At 63.7% G+C, this 17,795-nt stretch carries 16 protein-coding genes; 9 read left to right on the top strand and 7 right to left on the bottom strand.

What is annotated here, in order from left to right; translation table 11 throughout:
* Positions 1-7: 7 nt before the first annotated feature.
* From upp to ASC48_RS05970, 6 genes are all read left to right on the top strand, one after another.
* Positions 8-637 (top strand): uracil phosphoribosyltransferase, encoded by a 630-nt coding sequence (gene upp, locus ASC48_RS05995; RefSeq protein ID WP_055454897.1) that lies wholly within the window; start codon positions 8-10, stop codon positions 635-637.
* A 27-nt stretch (positions 638-664) separates the two neighbouring features.
* Positions 665-1,588, top strand: a complete 924-nt coding sequence (locus ASC48_RS05990) for a ribokinase (protein ID WP_055454896.1) — start codon at positions 665-667, stop codon at positions 1,586-1,588.
* A gap of 71 nt (positions 1,589-1,659) precedes the next feature.
* Entirely contained in the window at positions 1,660-2,157 is a 498-nt protein-coding gene (locus ASC48_RS05985) for a retropepsin-like aspartic protease family protein (protein ID WP_072242559.1), read from the top strand.
* 67 nt (positions 2,158-2,224) lie between these two features.
* Positions 2,225-3,724, top strand: a complete 1,500-nt coding sequence (locus tag ASC48_RS05980; protein ID WP_055454894.1) for a phosphomannomutase/phosphoglucomutase — start codon at positions 2,225-2,227, stop codon at positions 3,722-3,724.
* A gap of 26 nt (positions 3,725-3,750) precedes the next feature.
* Entirely contained in the window at positions 3,751-4,755 is a 1,005-nt protein-coding gene (locus tag ASC48_RS05975) for an aldose epimerase family protein (RefSeq protein ID WP_055454893.1), read from the top strand.
* A 10-nt stretch (positions 4,756-4,765) separates the two neighbouring features.
* The gene (locus ASC48_RS05970) at positions 4,766-5,797 is read left to right on the top strand and encodes a histone deacetylase family protein (RefSeq protein ID WP_055454892.1); all 1,032 of its coding nucleotides are present in this window, start codon (positions 4,766-4,768) and stop codon (positions 5,795-5,797) included.
* A 24-nt stretch (positions 5,798-5,821) separates the two neighbouring features.
* On the opposite strand, the gene putA is transcribed toward ASC48_RS05970, so the two are convergent.
* Positions 5,822-8,953: a bifunctional proline dehydrogenase/L-glutamate gamma-semialdehyde dehydrogenase PutA gene (gene putA, locus ASC48_RS05965; RefSeq protein ID WP_055455257.1), complete on the bottom strand. Its 3,132-nt coding sequence runs from the start codon at positions 8,951-8,953 to the stop codon at positions 5,822-5,824.
* 123 nt (positions 8,954-9,076) lie between these two features.
* Here putA and ASC48_RS05960 point away from each other — a divergent pair, with 123 nt between their 5' ends.
* Positions 9,077-9,547, top strand: a complete 471-nt coding sequence (locus ASC48_RS05960; protein ID WP_055454891.1) for an Lrp/AsnC ligand binding domain-containing protein — start codon at positions 9,077-9,079, stop codon at positions 9,545-9,547.
* 180 nt (positions 9,548-9,727) lie between these two features.
* On the opposite strand, the gene ASC48_RS05955 is transcribed toward ASC48_RS05960, so the two are convergent.
* The 6 genes from ASC48_RS05955 to ASC48_RS05930 form a co-directional block, all read right to left on the bottom strand.
* Positions 9,728-9,928, bottom strand: coding sequence for a cold-shock protein (locus ASC48_RS05955; RefSeq protein WP_055454890.1), 201 nt, complete (start codon positions 9,926-9,928; stop codon positions 9,728-9,730).
* 355 nt (positions 9,929-10,283) lie between these two features.
* Entirely contained in the window at positions 10,284-11,969 is a 1,686-nt protein-coding gene (locus ASC48_RS05950; protein ID WP_055454889.1) for a methyl-accepting chemotaxis protein, read from the bottom strand.
* 13 nt (positions 11,970-11,982) lie between these two features.
* Complete coding sequence (locus ASC48_RS05945) at positions 11,983-12,555, bottom strand: hypothetical protein (RefSeq protein WP_167345117.1); 573 nt, start codon at positions 12,553-12,555, stop codon at positions 11,983-11,985.
* A gap of 230 nt (positions 12,556-12,785) precedes the next feature.
* Complete coding sequence (locus ASC48_RS05940; RefSeq protein WP_055454887.1) at positions 12,786-13,640, bottom strand: SDR family oxidoreductase; 855 nt, start codon at positions 13,638-13,640, stop codon at positions 12,786-12,788.
* Positions 13,641-13,658: 18 nt separating this feature from the next.
* The gene (locus ASC48_RS05935) at positions 13,659-14,492 is read right to left on the bottom strand and encodes a TrmH family RNA methyltransferase (RefSeq protein WP_055454886.1); all 834 of its coding nucleotides are present in this window, start codon (positions 14,490-14,492) and stop codon (positions 13,659-13,661) included.
* Positions 14,489-15,508 carry a class I SAM-dependent rRNA methyltransferase gene (locus tag ASC48_RS05930; protein ID WP_082440011.1) on the bottom strand — a complete coding sequence of 340 codons (1,020 nt, stop codon included), beginning with the start codon at positions 15,506-15,508 and terminating at the stop codon, positions 14,489-14,491. The genes ASC48_RS05935 and ASC48_RS05930 overlap by 4 nt, the downstream gene beginning before the upstream one ends.
* Before the next feature lie 238 nt (positions 15,509-15,746).
* Between ASC48_RS05930 and ASC48_RS05925 the strand changes: the two genes are divergently transcribed.
* Together ASC48_RS05925 and ASC48_RS05920 are read left to right on the top strand one after the other, a co-directional pair.
* Positions 15,747-16,715 carry a GAF domain-containing protein gene (locus ASC48_RS05925; protein WP_055454885.1) on the top strand — a complete coding sequence of 323 codons (969 nt, stop codon included), beginning with the start codon at positions 15,747-15,749 and terminating at the stop codon, positions 16,713-16,715.
* 372 nt (positions 16,716-17,087) lie between these two features.
* A complete protein-coding gene (locus ASC48_RS05920) occupies positions 17,088-17,789 on the top strand; it encodes an SRPBCC family protein (RefSeq protein WP_055454884.1) in 702 nt (233 codons plus the stop codon).
* Positions 17,790-17,795 lie beyond the last annotated feature (6 nt).

Below are 17,795 nucleotides of genomic sequence, written 5' to 3'. Positions count from 1 at the left end.
GGCAGACATGTCCGGAGCCATCGTAGTTGATCATCCGCTGGTCCAGCACAAGCTCACGATCATGCGCAACAAGGCCACCTCCACTCAGGGCTTCCGCCGCCTGCTGCGCGAAATCTCGACCCTGCTATGCTATGAGGTGACCCGCGACCTGCCGCTGACGCAGATCACCATCGAAACCCCGATCTGCGAGATGCAGGCCCCCACGCTGGCGGGCAAGAAGCTCGTCTTTGCCTCGATCCTGCGCGCCGGCAACGGCCTGCTGGAAGGCATGCTGGATCTGGTGCCCTCCGCCCGCGTTGCCCATGTCGGCCTCTACCGCGACCCGGAAACCCTGACGCCGGTGGAATACTACTTCAAGGCCCCGGAAGATCTGAGCGAGCGCCTCGTGATCGTCGTCGACCCGATGCTGGCCACCGCCAATTCGGCCATTGCCGCTGTCGAGAAACTGAAGGCCCGCGGCGCCAACAACATCCGCTTCCTCTGCCTGCTGGCAGCCCCGGAAGGCGTTGCCAAGTTCATCGCCGCCCATCCGGACGTGCCGGTCTATACCGCCTCCATCGATGCCAAGCTGAACGACCACGGCTACATCGTCCCCGGCCTTGGCGATGCGGGCGACCGCATGTACGGCACGAAGTAAGACAGACACCGGCAGGAGCAGCCCCGCATGATCACCGTCTTCGGGTCCATCAATCTTGATCTCGTGGCGGTGGTCGAGCGCCTGCCACTGCCGGGTGAAACGGCAGCCGGACCGGACCATCAGAACTTTCCCGGCGGTAAGGGCGCCAACCAGGCGCTGGCCGCCCGCCGCGCCGGAGCGGACGTCGCCATGACCGCTGCGGTGGGAACGGATGTCTTCGCCGCCCCTGCCCTTGCCAATCTGCAAGCCGCCGGAGTCGATCTGTCCGGCGTGCGCCGCCTCGATGGGGCGACCGGCATTGCCATGATCGGCGTCGAGGCCAGCGGCGAGAACCTCATCATCGTCGCCAGCGGCGTCAACGCCCGCGTGTCCGCCAGCTGGCTGAAGGGCAAGCTGCCTCAAGGCTCCCTCCTGCTGATGCAGATGGAAACGCCTGCCGCTGAAATCCGCGCAGCCATCGCCGCCGCACGCGAGGCAGGCGCAACGGTGATCCTCAACACCGCTCCCGCCGGAGATCCGGCCGTCAGCGAGCTGGCCAGCCTCAGCGATATCGTCATCGCCAATGAGAGCGAGGCGATGGAAATCGCCACAAAGCTCGGCTTGCCGGGCGAACCGGAGGCCTTCGTGCGCACCGTTGCGGAAGGCCGCCTTGGCACGGCACGGCTCGCGGTGGTGACGCTGGGCGCCAAGGGCGTCATCGCCCATGACGGCACCGCGCTTTACAGCGTGCCCACGCCGAAGGTGCGTGTGGTGGATACAACCGGCGCAGGCGATGCCTTCTGCGGCGCCTTTGCCGCGGCGCTTGACCGGGGCGATGAACTGGGGGCGGCGCTCGCCTTCGGCGTTGCCGCCGGAAGCCTTGCCTGCACCGCCAATGGCGCGCAGGGCAGCGCACCCGATGCCGCCGCGATCCGCCAGCTCGCCGCAACGCTTGAGGTCAGCCGCAGCTGATCCCGTTCACCGGATGCTAAGCCGGATGTGACAAGGATCACCCGTCAATCCTCCGTGTGTCCGGCAAGGTCATGCTGCGTTATCTCGTCATCCTCGTTCTGCTTGCAGCGCTGGTGCCTTTCGTGCCGGGGCTGGTGGAACGCTGGACGCAAGCGCAAGCCCCCTCACCCGCAGCAGGGCAAGCCGCTCAGGCCACAGGCGGCAGCCTGAAACTGAAGGCAGAGCCCAACGGCCACTTCATCGCGGGAACCCGCATCAACGGCCGGACGTTGAAGATGATGGTGGACACAGGCGCTACGCTCGTCGCCTTGCCCCAGTCTGACGCCCGCCGCGCCGGGATAAGGCCGGAGGACAAGGACTTCACCGCCCGGATCAACACCGCCAACGGCATCATCGCCGCTGCGCCGGTGAAGATCGAAACCCTGGAGCTGGGCCCTCTTTATCTTCGGGATGTGGATGCAGTGGTCATTCCCGATGCCTCATTGTCGACACCACTGCTTGGCATGTCAGCACTGCGCCGGTTCAAACGATTTGACATTTCTGGTGACACGATGCTTCTGGTTCAATAATGTCCAGCTGCTCGGACATCCCTCATTTCGTTAGTCTTTTCCGGCACAAGCTTTTGCGAGGTTCATCATGTTTCCCAAACCCGAAGCATTTCTGAAGTCGAATACCTACGCCTACGAATCCAAGCCGATGGTCAAGCCCACCGGCTTCCGCGAATACGACGCGCGCTGGCTGTTCGAGAAGGAAATCAACCTGATGGGCATGCAGGCCCTCGGCATGGGGATCGGCACCCTGATGCATGAGCGCGGCATCCGTCCGGATATCGTCGCCGGCCATGACTTCCGCGGCTATTCCGCTTCCATCAAGATGGCGGTCATCAACGGCCTGATGGCTGTGGGCATCAACGTGCATGACATCGGCCTTGCCCTGTCGCCGATGGCCTATTTCGCCCAGTTCGCGCTGGACGTGCCGGCCGTTGCCATGATCACCGCCTCGCACAATGACAATGGCTGGACCGGCGTGAAGATGGGCGTCAACCGCCCGCTGACATTCGGTCCGGAAGAGATGGGCCGCCTGAAGGACATCGTGCTGAACTCCGCCTTTGTCACAAAGGGCTCCGGGTCCTACCGCTATGTCGACAATTTCGCGGAGGTTTACATCAAGGACCTGACGGACCGCGCCAAGCTGAAGCGCCCGATCAAGGTCGTGGCGGCCTGCGGCAACGGCACGGCTGGTGCCTTCGCCCCGCGTGTTCTGGAAATGCTGGGCGCGGAAGTCATTCCGCTGGACGCTGACCTCGACCACACCTTCCCGAACTACAATCCGAACCCCGAAGACATGAAGATGCTTCATGCCCTGCGCGACAAGGTTCTGGAGACCGGTGCAGACGTTGGCCTCGGCTTTGACGGCGATGGTGACCGCTGCGGCGTGGTGGACAATGAAGGTGAAGAGATCTTCGCCGACAAGGTGGGCGTGATGCTCGCCCGCGACATTTCCTCGCTCTACCCGAATTCGAAGTTCGTGGTGGATGTGAAGTCCACCGGCCTGTTCCACACCGACCCGGTGCTGAAGGCCAATGGTGCGGTGACCGACTACTTCAAGACCGGCCATTCCTACATCAAGCGCCGCGTGACGGAACTGGGTGCGATCGTTGGCTTTGAGAAATCCGGCCACTACTTCTTCAACGCGCCGATCGGCCGCGGCTATGACGACGGCCTCGTCTCGGCCATCGCGATCCTCGACATGCTGGACCGCAACCCGGACAAGTCCATGGCCGACCTGCGCCGCGCCCTGCCGAAGACCTGGGGCTCGCCCACCATGGCGCCGCATTGCGCAGACGAGATCAAATACGGCATCGTCGACAAGGTGGTTGCCCGCTTCCAGGCCATGCAGGCCGCCGGTGAGAAGGTGGCCGGACAGGCCATCACCGATCTCATCACCGTCAACGGCGTGCGCGTCGTGACGGAAGACGGCACCTGGGGCCTCGTCCGCGCCTCTTCCAACAAGCCCGAGCTTGTGGTGGTGGTGGAAAGCCCGGCTTCCGAAGCCCGCCTGCACGAGATGTTCAAGGCCGTGGATGCCGTGCTGCGCGAGAACCCGGAAGTGGGTGCCTACAACCAGACCCTCTGATCCTGACCCGAGCGGACGGCAACAACATGATCCGGCCCTTTGGCACCCTTCCCGGCGGTGAAACCGTCAATGAAGTCACGCTGAGGGCCGGTTCCCTCGAAGCCGCCGTTCTGACCTATGGCGCAACCCTCCGGGACCTGCGCCTTCATGGCCGCCCGCTGGTCCTCGGGCTCAACACGCTTGAGGACTATCAGGCCCACGGCGCCTATTTCGGCGGCACCTGCGGGCGCTATGCCAACCGCATTGCCGCCGGCCGCTTCACGCTGGATGGGGTGTCCCATCAGGTCACCTGCAACGAGAAGGGCCGCAATCATCTGCATGGCGGCCAGTGCGGCTATGACAAGAAGCTCTGGAAGATTGCGGAACGCTCCGCCTCCAGCCTGCTTCTGACGCTGACCTCACCCGATGGCGAGGAAGGTTATCCGGGCAATGTGGAGCTGCGCTGCCGCTACACGCTGCTGGAAACCGGCACGCTGCGCCTTGAGATGAGCGCAGAGACGGACCAGCCGACGCTGGTCAACCTCGCCCATCACAGCTATTTCAATCTCGACAGTTCCGGCGATATCAGCGGCCACCGGCTGCAAATCCTTGCCGACCGTTATCTGCCGGTCGATGCAGACTGCATCCCCACCGGCGAAATCCTGCCCGTCGCGGGCACCGCCTTTGACTTCCGCACCAAGCGGCCGATCCGCCGGACCGGCGCGGACCACGCACGGGTGCTCTACGACCACAATTTCTGCGTGGCGGACACACCCTCGGAAGCCTTGCGCCTTGCGGCCGTGCTGGAAGGCGGGACCTCGGGCGTTTCCATGGAGCTCTGGACCACCGAACCGGGCGTCCAGTTCTATGATGCCTCAGGCCTTGGCCTGCCCTACGAGGGGCTGGAGGGGCGGCGCTATGGCCCGCATGCCGGGCTTTGCCTGGAACCTCAGCGCTGGCCGGACAGTCCCAACAATCCAAGCTTCGCAGGGGCTGTTCTGCGGCCCGGAACAACCTATAGTCAGGTGACCGAGTTCCGCTTCCAGCCGTGAGCCGCACCGCATGAAGACCGTTTTTTCGCCCGTCCAGCTGACCCATGACCCGAAGATGGAAATCTCGGACGGGATGCTGAAACCCGCCGTGGAAATTCCCAGCCGGGCGGAGATGGTGCGCAGCGAGATCCTTGCCCGCAAGATCGGCCCCCTGTGGACGCCGCAGGACTTTGGCCGCGCCCCGCTGGAGCGGGTGCACACAGGCGAATATCTCGACTTCCTCGAAAGTTTCTGGAGCCGCTGGACCGCTGCCGGGCGGCAGGGCGAGGCCTTTCCCTTCGTCTGGCCCGTGCGCCAGCTGCGCGCAGCCCCCACGCCCAGCCACATCGACGGGCTGCTGGGCCGCTTCTCCTTTGATGCGGGCACGCCGCTGGGCGAGCACACATGGGCAGCGGCCACGGCCAGCGCCAATTCGGCACTGACCGCCGCCCGCTTCCTGCGCGAGGGGGACCGCTCCGCCTTCGCCCTCTGCCGCCCGCCGGGGCACCACGCGGCAGCCGATTACTTCGGCGGCTATTGTTTCCTCAACAATGCCGCCATCGCCGCCCAGTGGCTGCGCGATCAGGGCGCCGCGCGCGTCGCCATCCTTGACGTGGACTATCACCACGGCAATGGCACCCAGGCGATCTTCTACGAGCGCGCCGACGTGATGTTCCTGTCCATCCACGCCGACCCCAGGGAAGAATACCCCTATTTCCTCGGCCATGCGGACGAGACGGGCGAAAAGGCCGGCAAGGGCTTCACCCACAACTGGCCGCTGCCGCCCGGCACCGGCTGGGCAGGCTATTCAAAGGCGCTGGAAGAAGCCTGCCGCTGGCTGACGGTCTATTCCCCGGACGTGCTGATCGTCTCGCTGGGTCTTGACACCTACGAAAACGACCCGATCTCGCAATTCCGCTTCGTGCCGGAAGACTTCCTGCGCCTCGGCGCCAGGCTCGCCCGCCTCGGCAAGCCCACCCTTTTCGTCATGGAAGGCGGCTACGCCGTCGACGCCCTCGGCTCCAACTGCGTCAACGTGCTGGAAGGGTTTCTCGGGGGGTAATCCCTGAGAAACCTGCATCTCCCCCTACTCCCCCGAATGGGCCAGCAGGCTGGCGTTGCCGCCGGAGGCGGCGGTGTTGAGGGAGATGACCTGTTCGAGGGCGAAGCGCTGCAGATAGGCCGGGCCGCCGGCCTTGGGGCCGGTGCCGGAGAGGCCCGCGCCGCCGAAGGGCTGGGTGCCGACGACAGCGCCGATGATGTTGCGGTTGACGTAGACATTGCCCACCGGCAGCCGGTCCACCACCTGCTTCACCGTGGCATCGATGCGGGAATGGACGCCGAGCGTCAGGCCGTAGCCGGAGGCGGCGATCTTTTCCAGCATGGCGCCAAAGTCCTTTGCCTTGTAGCGCACCACATGCAGCACCGGGCCGAAGACTTCGCGCGTCAGGTCCTCGGGCCGTTCCAGTTCGATGATCTGCGGGGCCACATAGGTGCCGCCCGCGAGGGTCACGTCCGGCTCCTTGCCGGAGAATTTCAGCCGCCCGGCCGATTCCATCACCCGCACATGGGTGAGGATGTTGTCCCGCGCTTCACGGTCGATCACCGGGCCGATATCGGTTTCAGCAAGGCGCGGGTCGCCAAGAGTAAGCTCGCGCACCGAACCTTCGATCATCTCCAGAAGGTGATCCGCCACATCCTCCTGCAGGAACAAGAGCCGCAGGGCCGAGCAGCGCTGCCCGGCGGAGCGGAAGGCGGAGGTCACCACATCATCGCAGACCTGTTCCGGCAGGGCGGTGGCATCCACCAGCATGGCATTGATGCCGCCGGTTTCCGCAATCAGCGGCACGATGGGCCCGCGCCGGGCGGCAAGGGCGCTGTTGATGGCCCAAGCGGTTTCGGTCGAACCGGTGAAGGCAACGCCCGCCACCTGCGGATGGGAGGTCAGCGCTGCGCCCACTGCGCCGTCGCCCGGCACATAGAGCAGCGCGGTTTCCGGCACACCGGCGGCATGGAACAGGCGCACCGCCTCATGGGCAATCAGCGGCGTCTGTTCGGCGGGCTTGGCCACCACCGCATTGCCCGCGACAAGCGCGGCGGCCACCTGCCCGAGGAAGATGGCGAGCGGGAAATTCCAGGGCGAAATGCAGACGAAGACGCCGCGCCCGCGCAGGCGGTAGCGGTTTTCCTCGCCCGTCGGGCCGGGCATCAGGCGGCCTTCGCCGAAGAGCCCGCGCGCCTCAGCGGCATAATAGCGGCAGAAGTCCACCGCCTCGCGGATTTCGGCGATACCATCCGTCAGCGTCTTGCCGGCTTCCACGGCCAGAAGCGCCATCAACCGGTCGCGGTTTTCTTCCATCAGATCCGCCATCCGGTCCAGCGCGGCAGCGCGGTCTTCCACCGGCGTGCGGGACCAGATCTCAAAACCCCTGGCCGCAACCTCCATGGCCGCTGCCGCCAGCCTGGCATCAGCCTCGGCAACTTCACCGGCCACAAGGCTGCCATCGATGGGCGAAAGCAAGGCGCGCGGGCGGGCAGCAACATCATGGCCCGGCACAAGCGGGCGGGCGGTAACGGCCGGGAAGCTCTGGCGGGCCATGCCGGAAAGCAGCGCATCGCGCTCGGCTTCGACGCCCAGTTCCAGCCCGGCGGAATTGCGGCGGGTGGGGGCATAGAGATCGGCGGGCAGCGCGATGGAGCGGTTGCGGGCGCGCTCACCGCCTTCCAGCAGCTCCACAGGACGCTTCAAAAGGTCTGCTGCGGGAATGCTGGCATCACCCACGATGGAGACGAAGGAGGAATTGGCACCATTTTCCAGCAGGCGGCGCACCAGATAGGCCAAGAGGTCCTTGTGACCACCGACGGGCGCATAGATGCGGCAGGGATAACCATCGCGCTCCACCACGGCCTTGTAGAGGCTTTCGCCCATGCCATGCAGGCGCTGGAACTCGAAGCCTTCCGGCTTGCCTGCCATTTCCTGGATCTGGGCAACGGTGAGCGCATTGTGGGTGGCGAACTGCGGATAGATGACATCGCGCGCGGCCAGCAGGCGGCGAGCGCAGGCGAGATAGGACAGGTCCGTCGCGGCCTTGCGGCTGAAGACGGGATAGTCTGCGAGCCCCCGCTCCTGCGCCCGCTTGATCTCCGTATCCCAATAGGCGCCTTTGACGAGCCGCACCATCAGGCGCCGGTTGTGAAGGCGCGCCAGATCAATAAGCCAGCTAACAACCTCCTGCCCGCGCTTCTGATAGGCCTGCACCGCAAGGCCGAAACCGTTCCAGCCGTCCAGCACCGGATCGGCCACGATCCGGGCGATGAGGTCCAGAGACAGTTCCAGCCGGTCGGCCTCCTCTGCGTCGATGGTGAAGTTGAGGTCATGGGCGCGCGCCATACGGGCAAGGTCCAGCACGCGGGGCAGCAGCTCGGCCATCACCCGCTTTTCCTTCACCGCCTCATAACGCGGATGCAGCGCCGAAAGCTTGACGGAAATGCCCGGCCGGTCCGGCAAGGGGCGGGACCCGGCGGCCTTGCCGATGGCTTCAATGGCGGCGGCATAGGACCGGAAGTAGCGTTCCGCATCGGCCTGCGTGCGCGCACCCTCGCCCAGCATGTCATAGGAGAAGCGGTAGCCCTTCGGCTCCAGAACCTTGGCACGCTTCAGCGCATCCTCGATGGTTTCGCCCAGCACGAACTGGTGGCCGAGAAGACGCATGGCCTGCCGCGTTGCCGTGCGCACGGCCGGCATGCCGATGCGGCGCACGAGGCTGGTGAGGATGCTGTCCGGCGTGTCGCCCGGATGCAGCAGCCGCGAGGTGACGCCCAGCGCCCAGGAGGAGGCGGACACGAGCCAGGTGTCGGACTTGCGCCCCTCCCCCTCGCCGAACTTGGCGGCGGCCAGCTTGTCCTCGATCAGCCTGTCGGCGGTGGCCGCATCCGGCACGCGCAGCAGCGCCTCGGCCAGCACCATCATGGCAAGGCCCTCGCGGGTGGTGAGGCCGAATTCCCGCATGAAGTCTTCGACGCCGCCAAGACCCGAACGGGCGCCGCGCATCTCTTCGATATAGGCCGTAGCCTTCGCGTCGATCCGCGCCTCTGCATCAGCGGCAAGGCGGGTTTCCGCCAGCATGCGGCGCACCAGCGCGCCATCATCGGGGGCGAATTCCGCGCGGAAAGGCGAAGCGGTGAGAGCAGGGGCAAGCGGGGCAGACGCAGACTTCACGATCGGATCTCCGGCAGGCGCAGGGCGCAACAGGGCTTTCCGCCAGATTACCTGCAATCCCGCTTTGGTTTTCGCCAAATACAGGCTATCAAACCTGATATTTTCTGGAAATGAGGCCTCTTGATGGAGAATATTCCGAACCTTGACCGGATCGACCGAAAAATCCTGGGCGCGTTGCAGGAGGATGGGCGGATCACCAACACGGATCTGGCCGAGAAGATCGGTCTGTCCGCTACCGCCACGTCCGAGCGGATGAAACGGCTGATCCGCGAGGGCTACATCCTGCGCTTCACCGCAGAGCTGAACCCGCAGAAGCTCAATCTCGGGCTGCTGGTGTTCGTGGAAGTGAAGCTGGACAAGACGACGGCGGACGTCTTCGACGCCTTTGCGTCAGCGGTGGCCCGCTCGGCCGAAGTACTGGAATGCCACATGGTCGCAGGCGGCTTTGATTATCTCATCAAAAGCCGCGTGCGCGACATGACCCATTACCGGCAGTTTCTGGCAGAGGTGATCCTGAACCTGCCGGGCGTGCGCGAAACGCACACCTACGCGGTGATGGAGGATGTCAAGGACACCCACGTTCTGCCGATTTGAGAGGAGGAGATTTGGCGGCGGCCAGTGAGACCGCCGGGGGAGCCTTGCGCGTTTCTGATGGCAATCCTGCAGGCATTTCCGGGCGAACGTTGCATCAGTCCGTCTTCCAGAAACGTCATCCATCCACAGGCAGAAACGCGAGGGCAAGGAACAAGCTGCAAGCCGCAGGAATGCGGCGGCTTACAGCACTTTCACATGTTCGGCCATGCTGCGGCCGGCGCGGAAGGCCATGTCGAAGGCAACAAGCTGGCCTTCATGCAGGCTGCCTATGCCGGAACGGCGCAGGCTCGCCAGATCAACGAGGACGTCGTCCCCTTCCTGAGGTTCGATCACACCAATTCCCCGGTGCATGTCGAACCACTTTACATTTCCGTGGTCCATTTTTCTTCTTTCTTTACGTTACATCATAGGTCACCGGCCAGCTCTATAGCTGGCTTCTTCGACGGCTCTATGACAGTTGTCATTGGAGGATCGCCACCTTTTGTCAGCAATGACTGGTGGCTGCCTTGTGTCAGCTTCACACTTGCGTGGTTAACAGAAGCCTAACGGCCTCTTCTCCGCATCCTTCCAGCAGACTGCGGCATTGCTGCACGGTCCCTTACGTAGGGGGTATCGTACTGCATTTCAAGTGCGCTGTGGCTTTCTGCGAAAATACAATAAGCAAAGGCCGGGTCAGGTGACCCGGCCTTGTGCTAATCGACGCCGGTGTATCCAGTCTTGAGACGGTCCAGCGCCCTCAGGCAACGCGCACCTGATTGAGGAAGTCCGTCATCGCCTGCCGCATTCGGGCAGAGCGGTCATGCAATTCCTCGATGGCCCGGCGCATGTCCTCGCTGATAACCCCGGTCTGCTGCGCCGAATTGCTCACAGTGCCGATGGAGTGCGTCACGCCATGGGTGCTGCTGGCCGCCTGAGACACGTTGCGGGCGATCTCATTGGTCGCCGCATTCTGCTGCTCGGTCGCCGCTGCCATGGCTGTGGTGCGTTCGGAAATCAGCTTTACCATTTCAGCCACGGCGGCCGTCGCTTCAATGGACTCGGATGCTGCCACGCGCATTTCGGAAATCTGGCTGTCGATTTCTTCCGTCGCCTTGGCGGTCTGCTCCGCCAGCGCCTTCACTTCGCTGGCGACGACGGCAAATCCTCGGCCTGCCTCACCCGCACGGGCTGCCTCGATGGTGGCGTTCAGGGCCAGCAGGTTGGTCTGGTTGGCGATATCATTGATGAGGCGTGTCACGTCACCGATGCGCACCACCACATCCTGCAGCTTGCCGACCGCCTGATTGGACCGGTCCACCTCGGTCTCCGCCCTGGCGGCCACCTTCGAGGCGGAGTGCACCTGCTCGTTGATCTCGGCGATAGAAGCCGAGAGCTCTTCCGTGGCGCTGGCGACCGTGTTGACATTGTTCGTCGTGTGCTGGGACGCCTCGGCGACGGAAGAAGCCTGGCGGGTTGTCTCGCTGGCGATGGTCGCCAGAGAGGAGGCCGTGCCCTTGAGGTTCGTCAGCCCACCGATCATCTCGTCGGAGATGGTGAGGATGGCCGCCTCGAATGAACTGGCGACTTCGTCCATGCCACGCTTGCGCGCCGCTTCGGCCTCGGTACGCTGACGCTCGCCAGCCGCTTCAAGCTCGCGGGTCCGCAGCATGTTCTCGCGGAAAACTTCCATGGCACTGGCCATGTCGCCAATCTCGTCGCGCCGGCCGCCCAGGTTCGCCTGTGCGTTCAGATCACCACTGGCAAGACGCCCGAGCACGCCGGACAGGGTCTTCAACGGCTGCGAAACCAGCCGGAAGTTCAGAAACCCGAAAAGCATGGCAAAGAGCAGCATCAGGCCCGCGCTGCCCAGTGCAATTGTGCGGGCAGCGGACAGGGCTTCCTTCTCGACTTCCGCCAGCTGCTCGATCTTCGTGTCGATTGCATCTTCCAGCGCGTGAATCGCCGCAGTAGCCTTGGCCTGCAATGCATTGCCTTCACCGGACAATTCCATCGCACGAGCGAGATCCACCGTTTCGGGCGTGCGCATGTTCTGGACCTGCGCATCGACAAACTGCACCTGCCAGGCATTCAGCGTCGTTGCAATTTCAGATACCAGACCGGCATCGGATGGAGAAACATCCGCCACACTGCTGCCAAGCGTGGCGAGCAGCCCCTTGACCTCCTCTCCCATCGCCTGGGCACGGGCAAGTGCCTCACGGTCTCCCGTCAGCAGGAAGACTTTCAGCTCAAGGTTCTCCTGAATCAAGGAAATTTCAAGATCGTCGATCTGCGTGGCAACCAGATAGTGCTGTGACATGGCAGTCACCGCGTCGGCGGCAGCGACGGTCTTGTAATAGGTGGTCAGACCCGCCGCGACGCTGATCAGCGACAACCCGGCGAAGGCGGAAATGCCCTTCTGGGCAACAGAGAGATTCTTGAGCATCTTTGGCCTCCCGTCAGCTTCCGGCGCCTGAACGGCGCTCGAGCTCGGTCAGGTTGATTTCGATGGTGGCAGCGCCAATGGGCTTTCCGCTTTCGGGATCGGCAATCGTGATGTTCAACTGAGAGAGCCAGACCTTCAGGTCTTCATCCCATTCGGCCTTGTCGATGAAGACGGCATCGGCGCCGAGGGGAAATGTCTTCTGAAACTTGGCCTCATCACCCTGCCAGTAGTCGCTGGTGATGCTGCTCTGGCCGACATTCAGCCCATTGGCATCCATCACGAAAATCTCGGCATAGAGGCCCAGGCTTCCGGCCTGCATGCGCAGCAGATAGGTGGACAGCGGCGCCGACAGTGTGGCCGCGATCAGAGGCTTGTCGCCCGCCTTGCGCTCATCCACCCACTGTTTGTCCAGCGCATCGATCTCTGCTTGCGAGATCATGCCGCGCTTCTGGTTCTGGGCCTTGATCGATAGCGGCACAATGGGATTGTCCAGTTCCGCGCGTATGCTCTCGATCACGGCCGGGGTGATCAGGGACGCAGGATCGGGAGCGGATGGCTGGGCCAGAGCAGCGGAGTGCAACCCCATTGCAAGCAAACCAAGAATCGAAGCGGCGCAGACATTCTTCATGATGAGCCTCGTGCTTTTTACATGCACAAGGCTGAAATAAGCCAGTTAAGAATGAATGAAACTGCGCAATTAAAGGTCACATCGGCCAAATTAAGAGCATATCCGGTCAAGAATATTCAATCTGAAGTCAATCCACCGGAAAATCCTTGCAATCTTTGCGGGTTGTATATTGATAGATATAACAGCGTTTAATTCTCCATTAATTGGTCTAGCGATTCCCGGTAGTTTGCGTATGAAAATTCAAATCCCAATTCTCTTTTGATCCGCGCATTTGAGACACGTTTGTTCTCCCCGTAAAAGGAGCGTGCCATCGGCGAAAGTTCCGCTGTCTCAAAATCTTGTTCCGGAGGCGGTTGCACCCCCAGAATCCGGGCGGCATAGGTTACGACATCCTGCGGCGGTGCAGGCTCATCATCGGTTACATTGTAGATCCGGGTTTTCGGCTCTGCGAGGGACGCTTCCAACGCGCCGGCAATATCCTCGACCCGAACGCGGTTGAACACCTGACCCGGCTTGACCAGGCGCCGCGCCGTGCCATTGCGCAGGTTGACGAGCGCATTGCGGCCCGGTCCATAGATGCCGGACAGACGGAAGATCTGCACCGGCAGATCCTCCTTCGCGGCAAACTCCAGCCAGGCGGTTTCAGCCTCCACCCGCTGCACCGAGCGGCGCGACACCGGGCGGCAGGGCGTGTCCTCGTCCACCCAGGCGCCATCATGGTCGCCATAGACGCCGACGGTGGAGAGATAGCCAATCCACTGCGGGCGCCCTGCGGCAACATCCGCGCCGTGATGCGTCAGCACCGGATCGCCTGCCTCATCGGGCGCAATCGACTGCAGCACGTGGGTCGCGCCGGCCAGTGCTTCACGAATGCCCTTGCCCGGCTGCGTGCCGTCAAAGAGGAAAGGTTCGACGCCCAGCGCCTTCAGTTGCTCCGCCTTGGCCTGCGAGCGCGTGGTGCCGCCGATCCAGCTGCAGCGGTGCCGGATGCGCTCCACGAAAGCCTTCGAGGAATAGCCAACTCCGAAGATGAACAGGCGCATGGCGTCTCTCCCTGGGGTTCAGAGGCTCAGTTTCTTGCGGCGGATCTCGTATAGTGTGATGCCGGTGGCCACCGCCAGATTGAGGCTATCCGCCTGCCCGGCCTGCGGAATGCGCACCAGTGTCTTGCAGGCTGCAGCCAGATCACCGGACAGGCCCTGCTGCTCGTTGCCCATCACGAGCAGCGCCGGCTCCCGGTAGTCCACCGTGCGGTAATCGACGGAACCGGCAAGGTGAGTGCCCGCCACCGTGCCCGGCCACTTCGCCATCACCGCCTTGAAGGCGTCCGCTGAGGTCTTGACCAGCGGCACGTGGAACAGCGAGCCCATGGTGGCGCGCACGGCTTCCACCGCGAAGGGATCGGTGCAGTCGCCGATGAGAATGACGCCGGAAGCCCCCACTGCGTCGGCCGTGCGGATGATCGTGCCCAGATTGCCCGGATCGCGCACCCGGTCGAGGGCGATCCAGACGGTGGACTGGGCCGGGTCGATGCGCTCCAGCGGCGTCAGCTGCTGCTCGTAGACGCCAACCACCATCTGCGGGTTTTCCTTGCGGGTGATCGCCTCCAGAATGGATGTGTTCACCTCAAGGATCAGCGCGCCGCGCGACTTGGCCGTGGCGGCTGCCTTCTGGGCAATCGGATTGTCCCGCGCCTCCGGCCCCAGCGCCAGATAGCGCACGGTCCAGCCGGCCTCGAGCGCATCCGTCGCCAGCTTCAGCCCTTCCGCCACGAAGAGGCCGGACTGCGTGCGGTGCTTGCGCAGCGCGACGAGGCCCTTGATCTCCTTGATGACCGGGTTGGAATGGCTGGTGATCTGCTTCACCGCCCCAATGCGGGGTCTTTGCTCGCTCATACGCCGCTCCAGCGGGAAAAGAGGGATGTGGACAGGCAGCGCTCGCCCTTCTCCTCACGGATGACAAGCTCACCGGATTCCAGCAGGCCGCCCTGCTTCGACAGGGTTTCGGCCATCAGTTCATGCACCGACAGGAAAGAAGCCCGGATGGCATAGGCTGTCAGGATCATGAAGAGCGCGTTGGGAGACAGCAGCTGGCGCAGCATGTCCAGCATTTCCGGCAGGTTGACGAAAAGGTCCCACACCTCGCCCTTGGGGCCGCGGCCATATTTCGGCGGATCGAGGATGATGCCGTCATAGATGCTGCCGCGCCGCACTTCGCGGGCGACGAACTTGCTGGCATCTTCCAGGATCCAGCGGATGGGCAGATCGCCGAGGCCGGACAGATCCTGATTTTCGCGGGCGTAGGCGATCGCCTTCTTGGAGGCGTCCACATGGGTGACATGGGCGCCAGCGGCAGCGGGCAGCAGCGAGGCAAGGCCGGTGTAGCCGAAAAGGTTCAGCACCTTGACCTGACGGCCTGGCTCGGCGGCACGGGCCTGCCGCACCTTGTTCATCACCCAGTCCCAATGCGGCGCCTGCTCGGGGAAGACCCCCACATGGCGGAAGGACATGAAGCGGCCGAAATAGCGCGCCGGGCCATAGGCCATTTCCCAGGTCTCGGGCACACTGCCGGCGAATTTCCAGCGGCCGGGGCCCTCCTCGTCCACATCACCGGTGAAGACCGCATCGGCCCGGTCCCAGACCGACTGCTTCAGCCGCGGCCGGCCCATGGCCTGCGGTTCGGGCCGGACAACTGTGAAGCGGCCATAGCGCTCCAGCTTCTGCCCGCGCCCCATATCCAGCAGGGCATAGTCCTTCCACCCGGCGGTTTCCAGGATCACCGGCCAGCGGGCCGCAGGCGGCAGGCCCGGACGGGTGGCAGCAGAAGCGGCCGCTCCGCGCTCGGGCAGGGAGGCATGGCCGGTTTCAACGGCGGCGGCGGGCGTTTGCGGGGTTTGAGGGGCCTGGGCCACGGGCAAAACTTTCCGGAAGTCTCGATAACACGGTATTGTCTCAGCCATTAGGGCGGAGCGGGCCTGCGGTCAATCGGCTCGCCGGCTTTATGGTCCATGCGAAAACCGCCGCAAGGGCATCAGATCTCTCGACTTACAATTGAAATTTCTACAGAAATTACTTTGACAAGCTGGTGCGAATTTGATCGGCTGTGCCCGTACAGGGTGAGTGATGCATCATGTATGGGGGGGGAATTAGATGCTGCCAGGTTCTCATGATGCGACGCGCAAGCACGCAGACCGGGTGCGGGAGACCGTCGAGAACAACGGCTGCGCAGCTCATTCTCTGGTGGCGGCCTCCTGGCGCCGTTCGATGCTGTATCATGGCCTTGATCCCAATCTGGACCGGCCTGCGGCGCGGGTGGAAGAACACGCCCTTGCGCAAGCGCGCGACCGGATGGGGTCCCTGCTCGAAGTCGCTGGTCCTGCCCTCGACAGGCTGAATGCAACGCTTGCCCCAAGCGGCTGCAGCATCCTGCTGAGTGACAAGGATGGCCTTGTCCTGGAAACCCGTGAGGCGCCGGGAGATCAAAGCGAATTTGCCCGCTGGGGCCTGACGGCGGGCGGCATGTGGAGCGAGGCGCAGCAGGGCACCAACGGCATCGGCACCTGCGCCATCGAAAAACGCCCGGTGATCGTGCATCAGGATCAGCATTTCCGGGTCATCAACACGGAACTAAGCTGCATTGCCGCCCCGATCTTCGATCACACGGGGCAACTGGCGGCGGTGCTGGACATTTCGAGCTGCCGCCGGGATTTCTCCCTCGCATTCGCCCAGGTGCTGGCCATGGTGGTGAACGAAAGTGCGCGTGCGATGGAAAGCGACCTTTTTCGCGCCGCTTTTCCGGGGTGCCGCATCGTCGTTGCCAAGGGGCATGGACAGGGCGGCGTGTCTCTTCTGGCGCTGGCCCCGGATGATGTAATCGCCGGCGCGACGCGCCATGCCCGCAAGATGCTGGGCCTGACCGACGCCATCATTGCCTCTGGCCCCGGCGCAGCCATCCATCTCGGCACGGCAGCGGAGGAAGATCCACGCGCGGCAGAAAAAGCAGCCCTGCGGCGCGCCCTTGCCAGGGCAAAAGGCAATGTCTCGGCCGCCGCCCGGGACCTCGGCATCAGCCGGGCCACCATGTACCGCAAGATGAGCCAGTTCGGCCTCGACGGCTGATCCCCCTGCCTGTCTCAAATCTGCGACAGATCAGGCCAGCTTTATTGCCGCACAGGTCTTTTCCCTTACGCAGGAGCAGCGCACACTCCAAATCCTTGCCGGGCAGGACGCAGCCTGGCAGCCCTGGGAGGGGCGCAAGGGGGAAGCAGGCGGACAAGACGCGCGACGGTGACATCTGCCAGGCTCTGGCTTCGATCTTTCTTCTTTTTCCCATGGGCTTGCCAGCTGCCTTCCAGTCCGGCACGCTTGGGAGGACGCAAGACAAGAGCCATATGGGACGGGCCGGCTGCGGACGGCAAGCGGACGGTGAGCCGCCACAGGCACCAGAGCCGCAGCGAACCTGCCCCCGAGGAGAGAGAGGCACGAAACGCAATGGACATGACAGGGGAGTACCGCATTCCGGCACCGCGAACCGATGTCTGGAATGCCCTGAACGATCCGGACGTGCTGAAAGCATGCATTCCCGGCTGCGAGAGCCTGGAGATGACCTCGCCGGCGGAAATGACGGCCACCGTCACCGCCAAGATCGGCCCCGTGAAGGCAAAATTCCAGGGCGCGGTCACGCTTGAAAATCTCAACCCGCCGGAAAGCTACACCATCGCCGGAGAAGGCAAGGGTGGCGTTGCGGGTTTTGCAAAGGGTTCCGCCGATGTGCACCTTGCCGAAGACGGCGGGGACACCATTCTCACCTACACCGTAAGGGCACAGGTGGGCGGCAAGCTGGCCCAGCTGGGCAGCCGCCTGATCGACAGCACCGCCCGCAAGATGGCCGACGAGTTCTTCGGCAATTTCTCGCAGATGGTTGCCGGAGACGCGGCTGCCACGGCAACGGCCGAAGACGGCGCGCCGGACGCAGGCACACTGGAAGAAGCCCGCTCGATTGCGATGGAACAGGCGGGCGACGCCGTTGTCCATGCGGTTGAGGACGTGGAGAAAACGATCGGACACGCCGTGCATGAGGCTGAGGAGACAGTCGAAGCTGCGGCGGTGAAGGGAAGTTTTGGCGGGCCGGTGGTCTGGGGTCTCGCCGCACTGGCGGCGATCATCGTCATCCTCGCCATCATGAGCAGGTAAGGAGCA

This window comes from Pannonibacter indicus (assembly GCF_001418225.1).
In the GTDB taxonomy this organism is placed as follows: Bacteria; Pseudomonadota; Alphaproteobacteria; order Rhizobiales; family Stappiaceae; genus Pannonibacter; species Pannonibacter indicus.
The sequence above is the reverse complement of the archived record's forward strand: the minus strand, read 5'-3'. Positions and strand labels throughout refer to the sequence as shown.

Excerpts from the sequence above, each read along its gene's own strand:
- upp (WP_055454897.1), top strand. The coding sequence starts at position 8 with ATGTCCGGAGCCATCGTAGTTGATCATCCGCTGGTCCAGCACAAGCTC.
- ASC48_RS05990 (WP_055454896.1), top strand. The coding sequence starts at position 665 with ATGATCACCGTCTTCGGGTCCATCAATCTTGATCTCGTGGCGGTGGTC.
- ASC48_RS05985 (WP_072242559.1), top strand. The coding sequence starts at position 1,660 with ATGCTGCGTTATCTCGTCATCCTCGTTCTGCTTGCAGCGCTGGTGCCT.
- ASC48_RS05980 (WP_055454894.1), top strand. The coding sequence starts at position 2,225 with ATGTTTCCCAAACCCGAAGCATTTCTGAAGTCGAATACCTACGCCTAC.
- ASC48_RS05975 (WP_055454893.1), top strand. The coding sequence starts at position 3,751 with ATGATCCGGCCCTTTGGCACCCTTCCCGGCGGTGAAACCGTCAATGAA.
- ASC48_RS05970 (WP_055454892.1), top strand. The coding sequence starts at position 4,766 with ATGAAGACCGTTTTTTCGCCCGTCCAGCTGACCCATGACCCGAAGATG.
- ASC48_RS05960 (WP_055454891.1), top strand. The coding sequence starts at position 9,077 with ATGGAGAATATTCCGAACCTTGACCGGATCGACCGAAAAATCCTGGGC.
- ASC48_RS05955 (WP_055454890.1), bottom strand. The coding sequence starts at position 9,928 with ATGGACCACGGAAATGTAAAGTGGTTCGACATGCACCGGGGAATTGGT.
- ASC48_RS05950 (WP_055454889.1), bottom strand. The coding sequence starts at position 11,969 with ATGCTCAAGAATCTCTCTGTTGCCCAGAAGGGCATTTCCGCCTTCGCC.
- ASC48_RS05945 (WP_167345117.1), bottom strand. The coding sequence starts at position 12,555 with ATGGGGTTGCACTCCGCTGCTCTGGCCCAGCCATCCGCTCCCGATCCT.
- ASC48_RS05940 (WP_055454887.1), bottom strand. The coding sequence starts at position 13,640 with ATGCGCCTGTTCATCTTCGGAGTTGGCTATTCCTCGAAGGCTTTCGTG.
- ASC48_RS05935 (WP_055454886.1), bottom strand. The coding sequence starts at position 14,492 with ATGAGCGAGCAAAGACCCCGCATTGGGGCGGTGAAGCAGATCACCAGC.
- ASC48_RS05925 (WP_055454885.1), top strand. The coding sequence starts at position 15,747 with ATGCTGCCAGGTTCTCATGATGCGACGCGCAAGCACGCAGACCGGGTG.
- ASC48_RS05920 (WP_055454884.1), top strand. The coding sequence starts at position 17,088 with ATGGACATGACAGGGGAGTACCGCATTCCGGCACCGCGAACCGATGTC.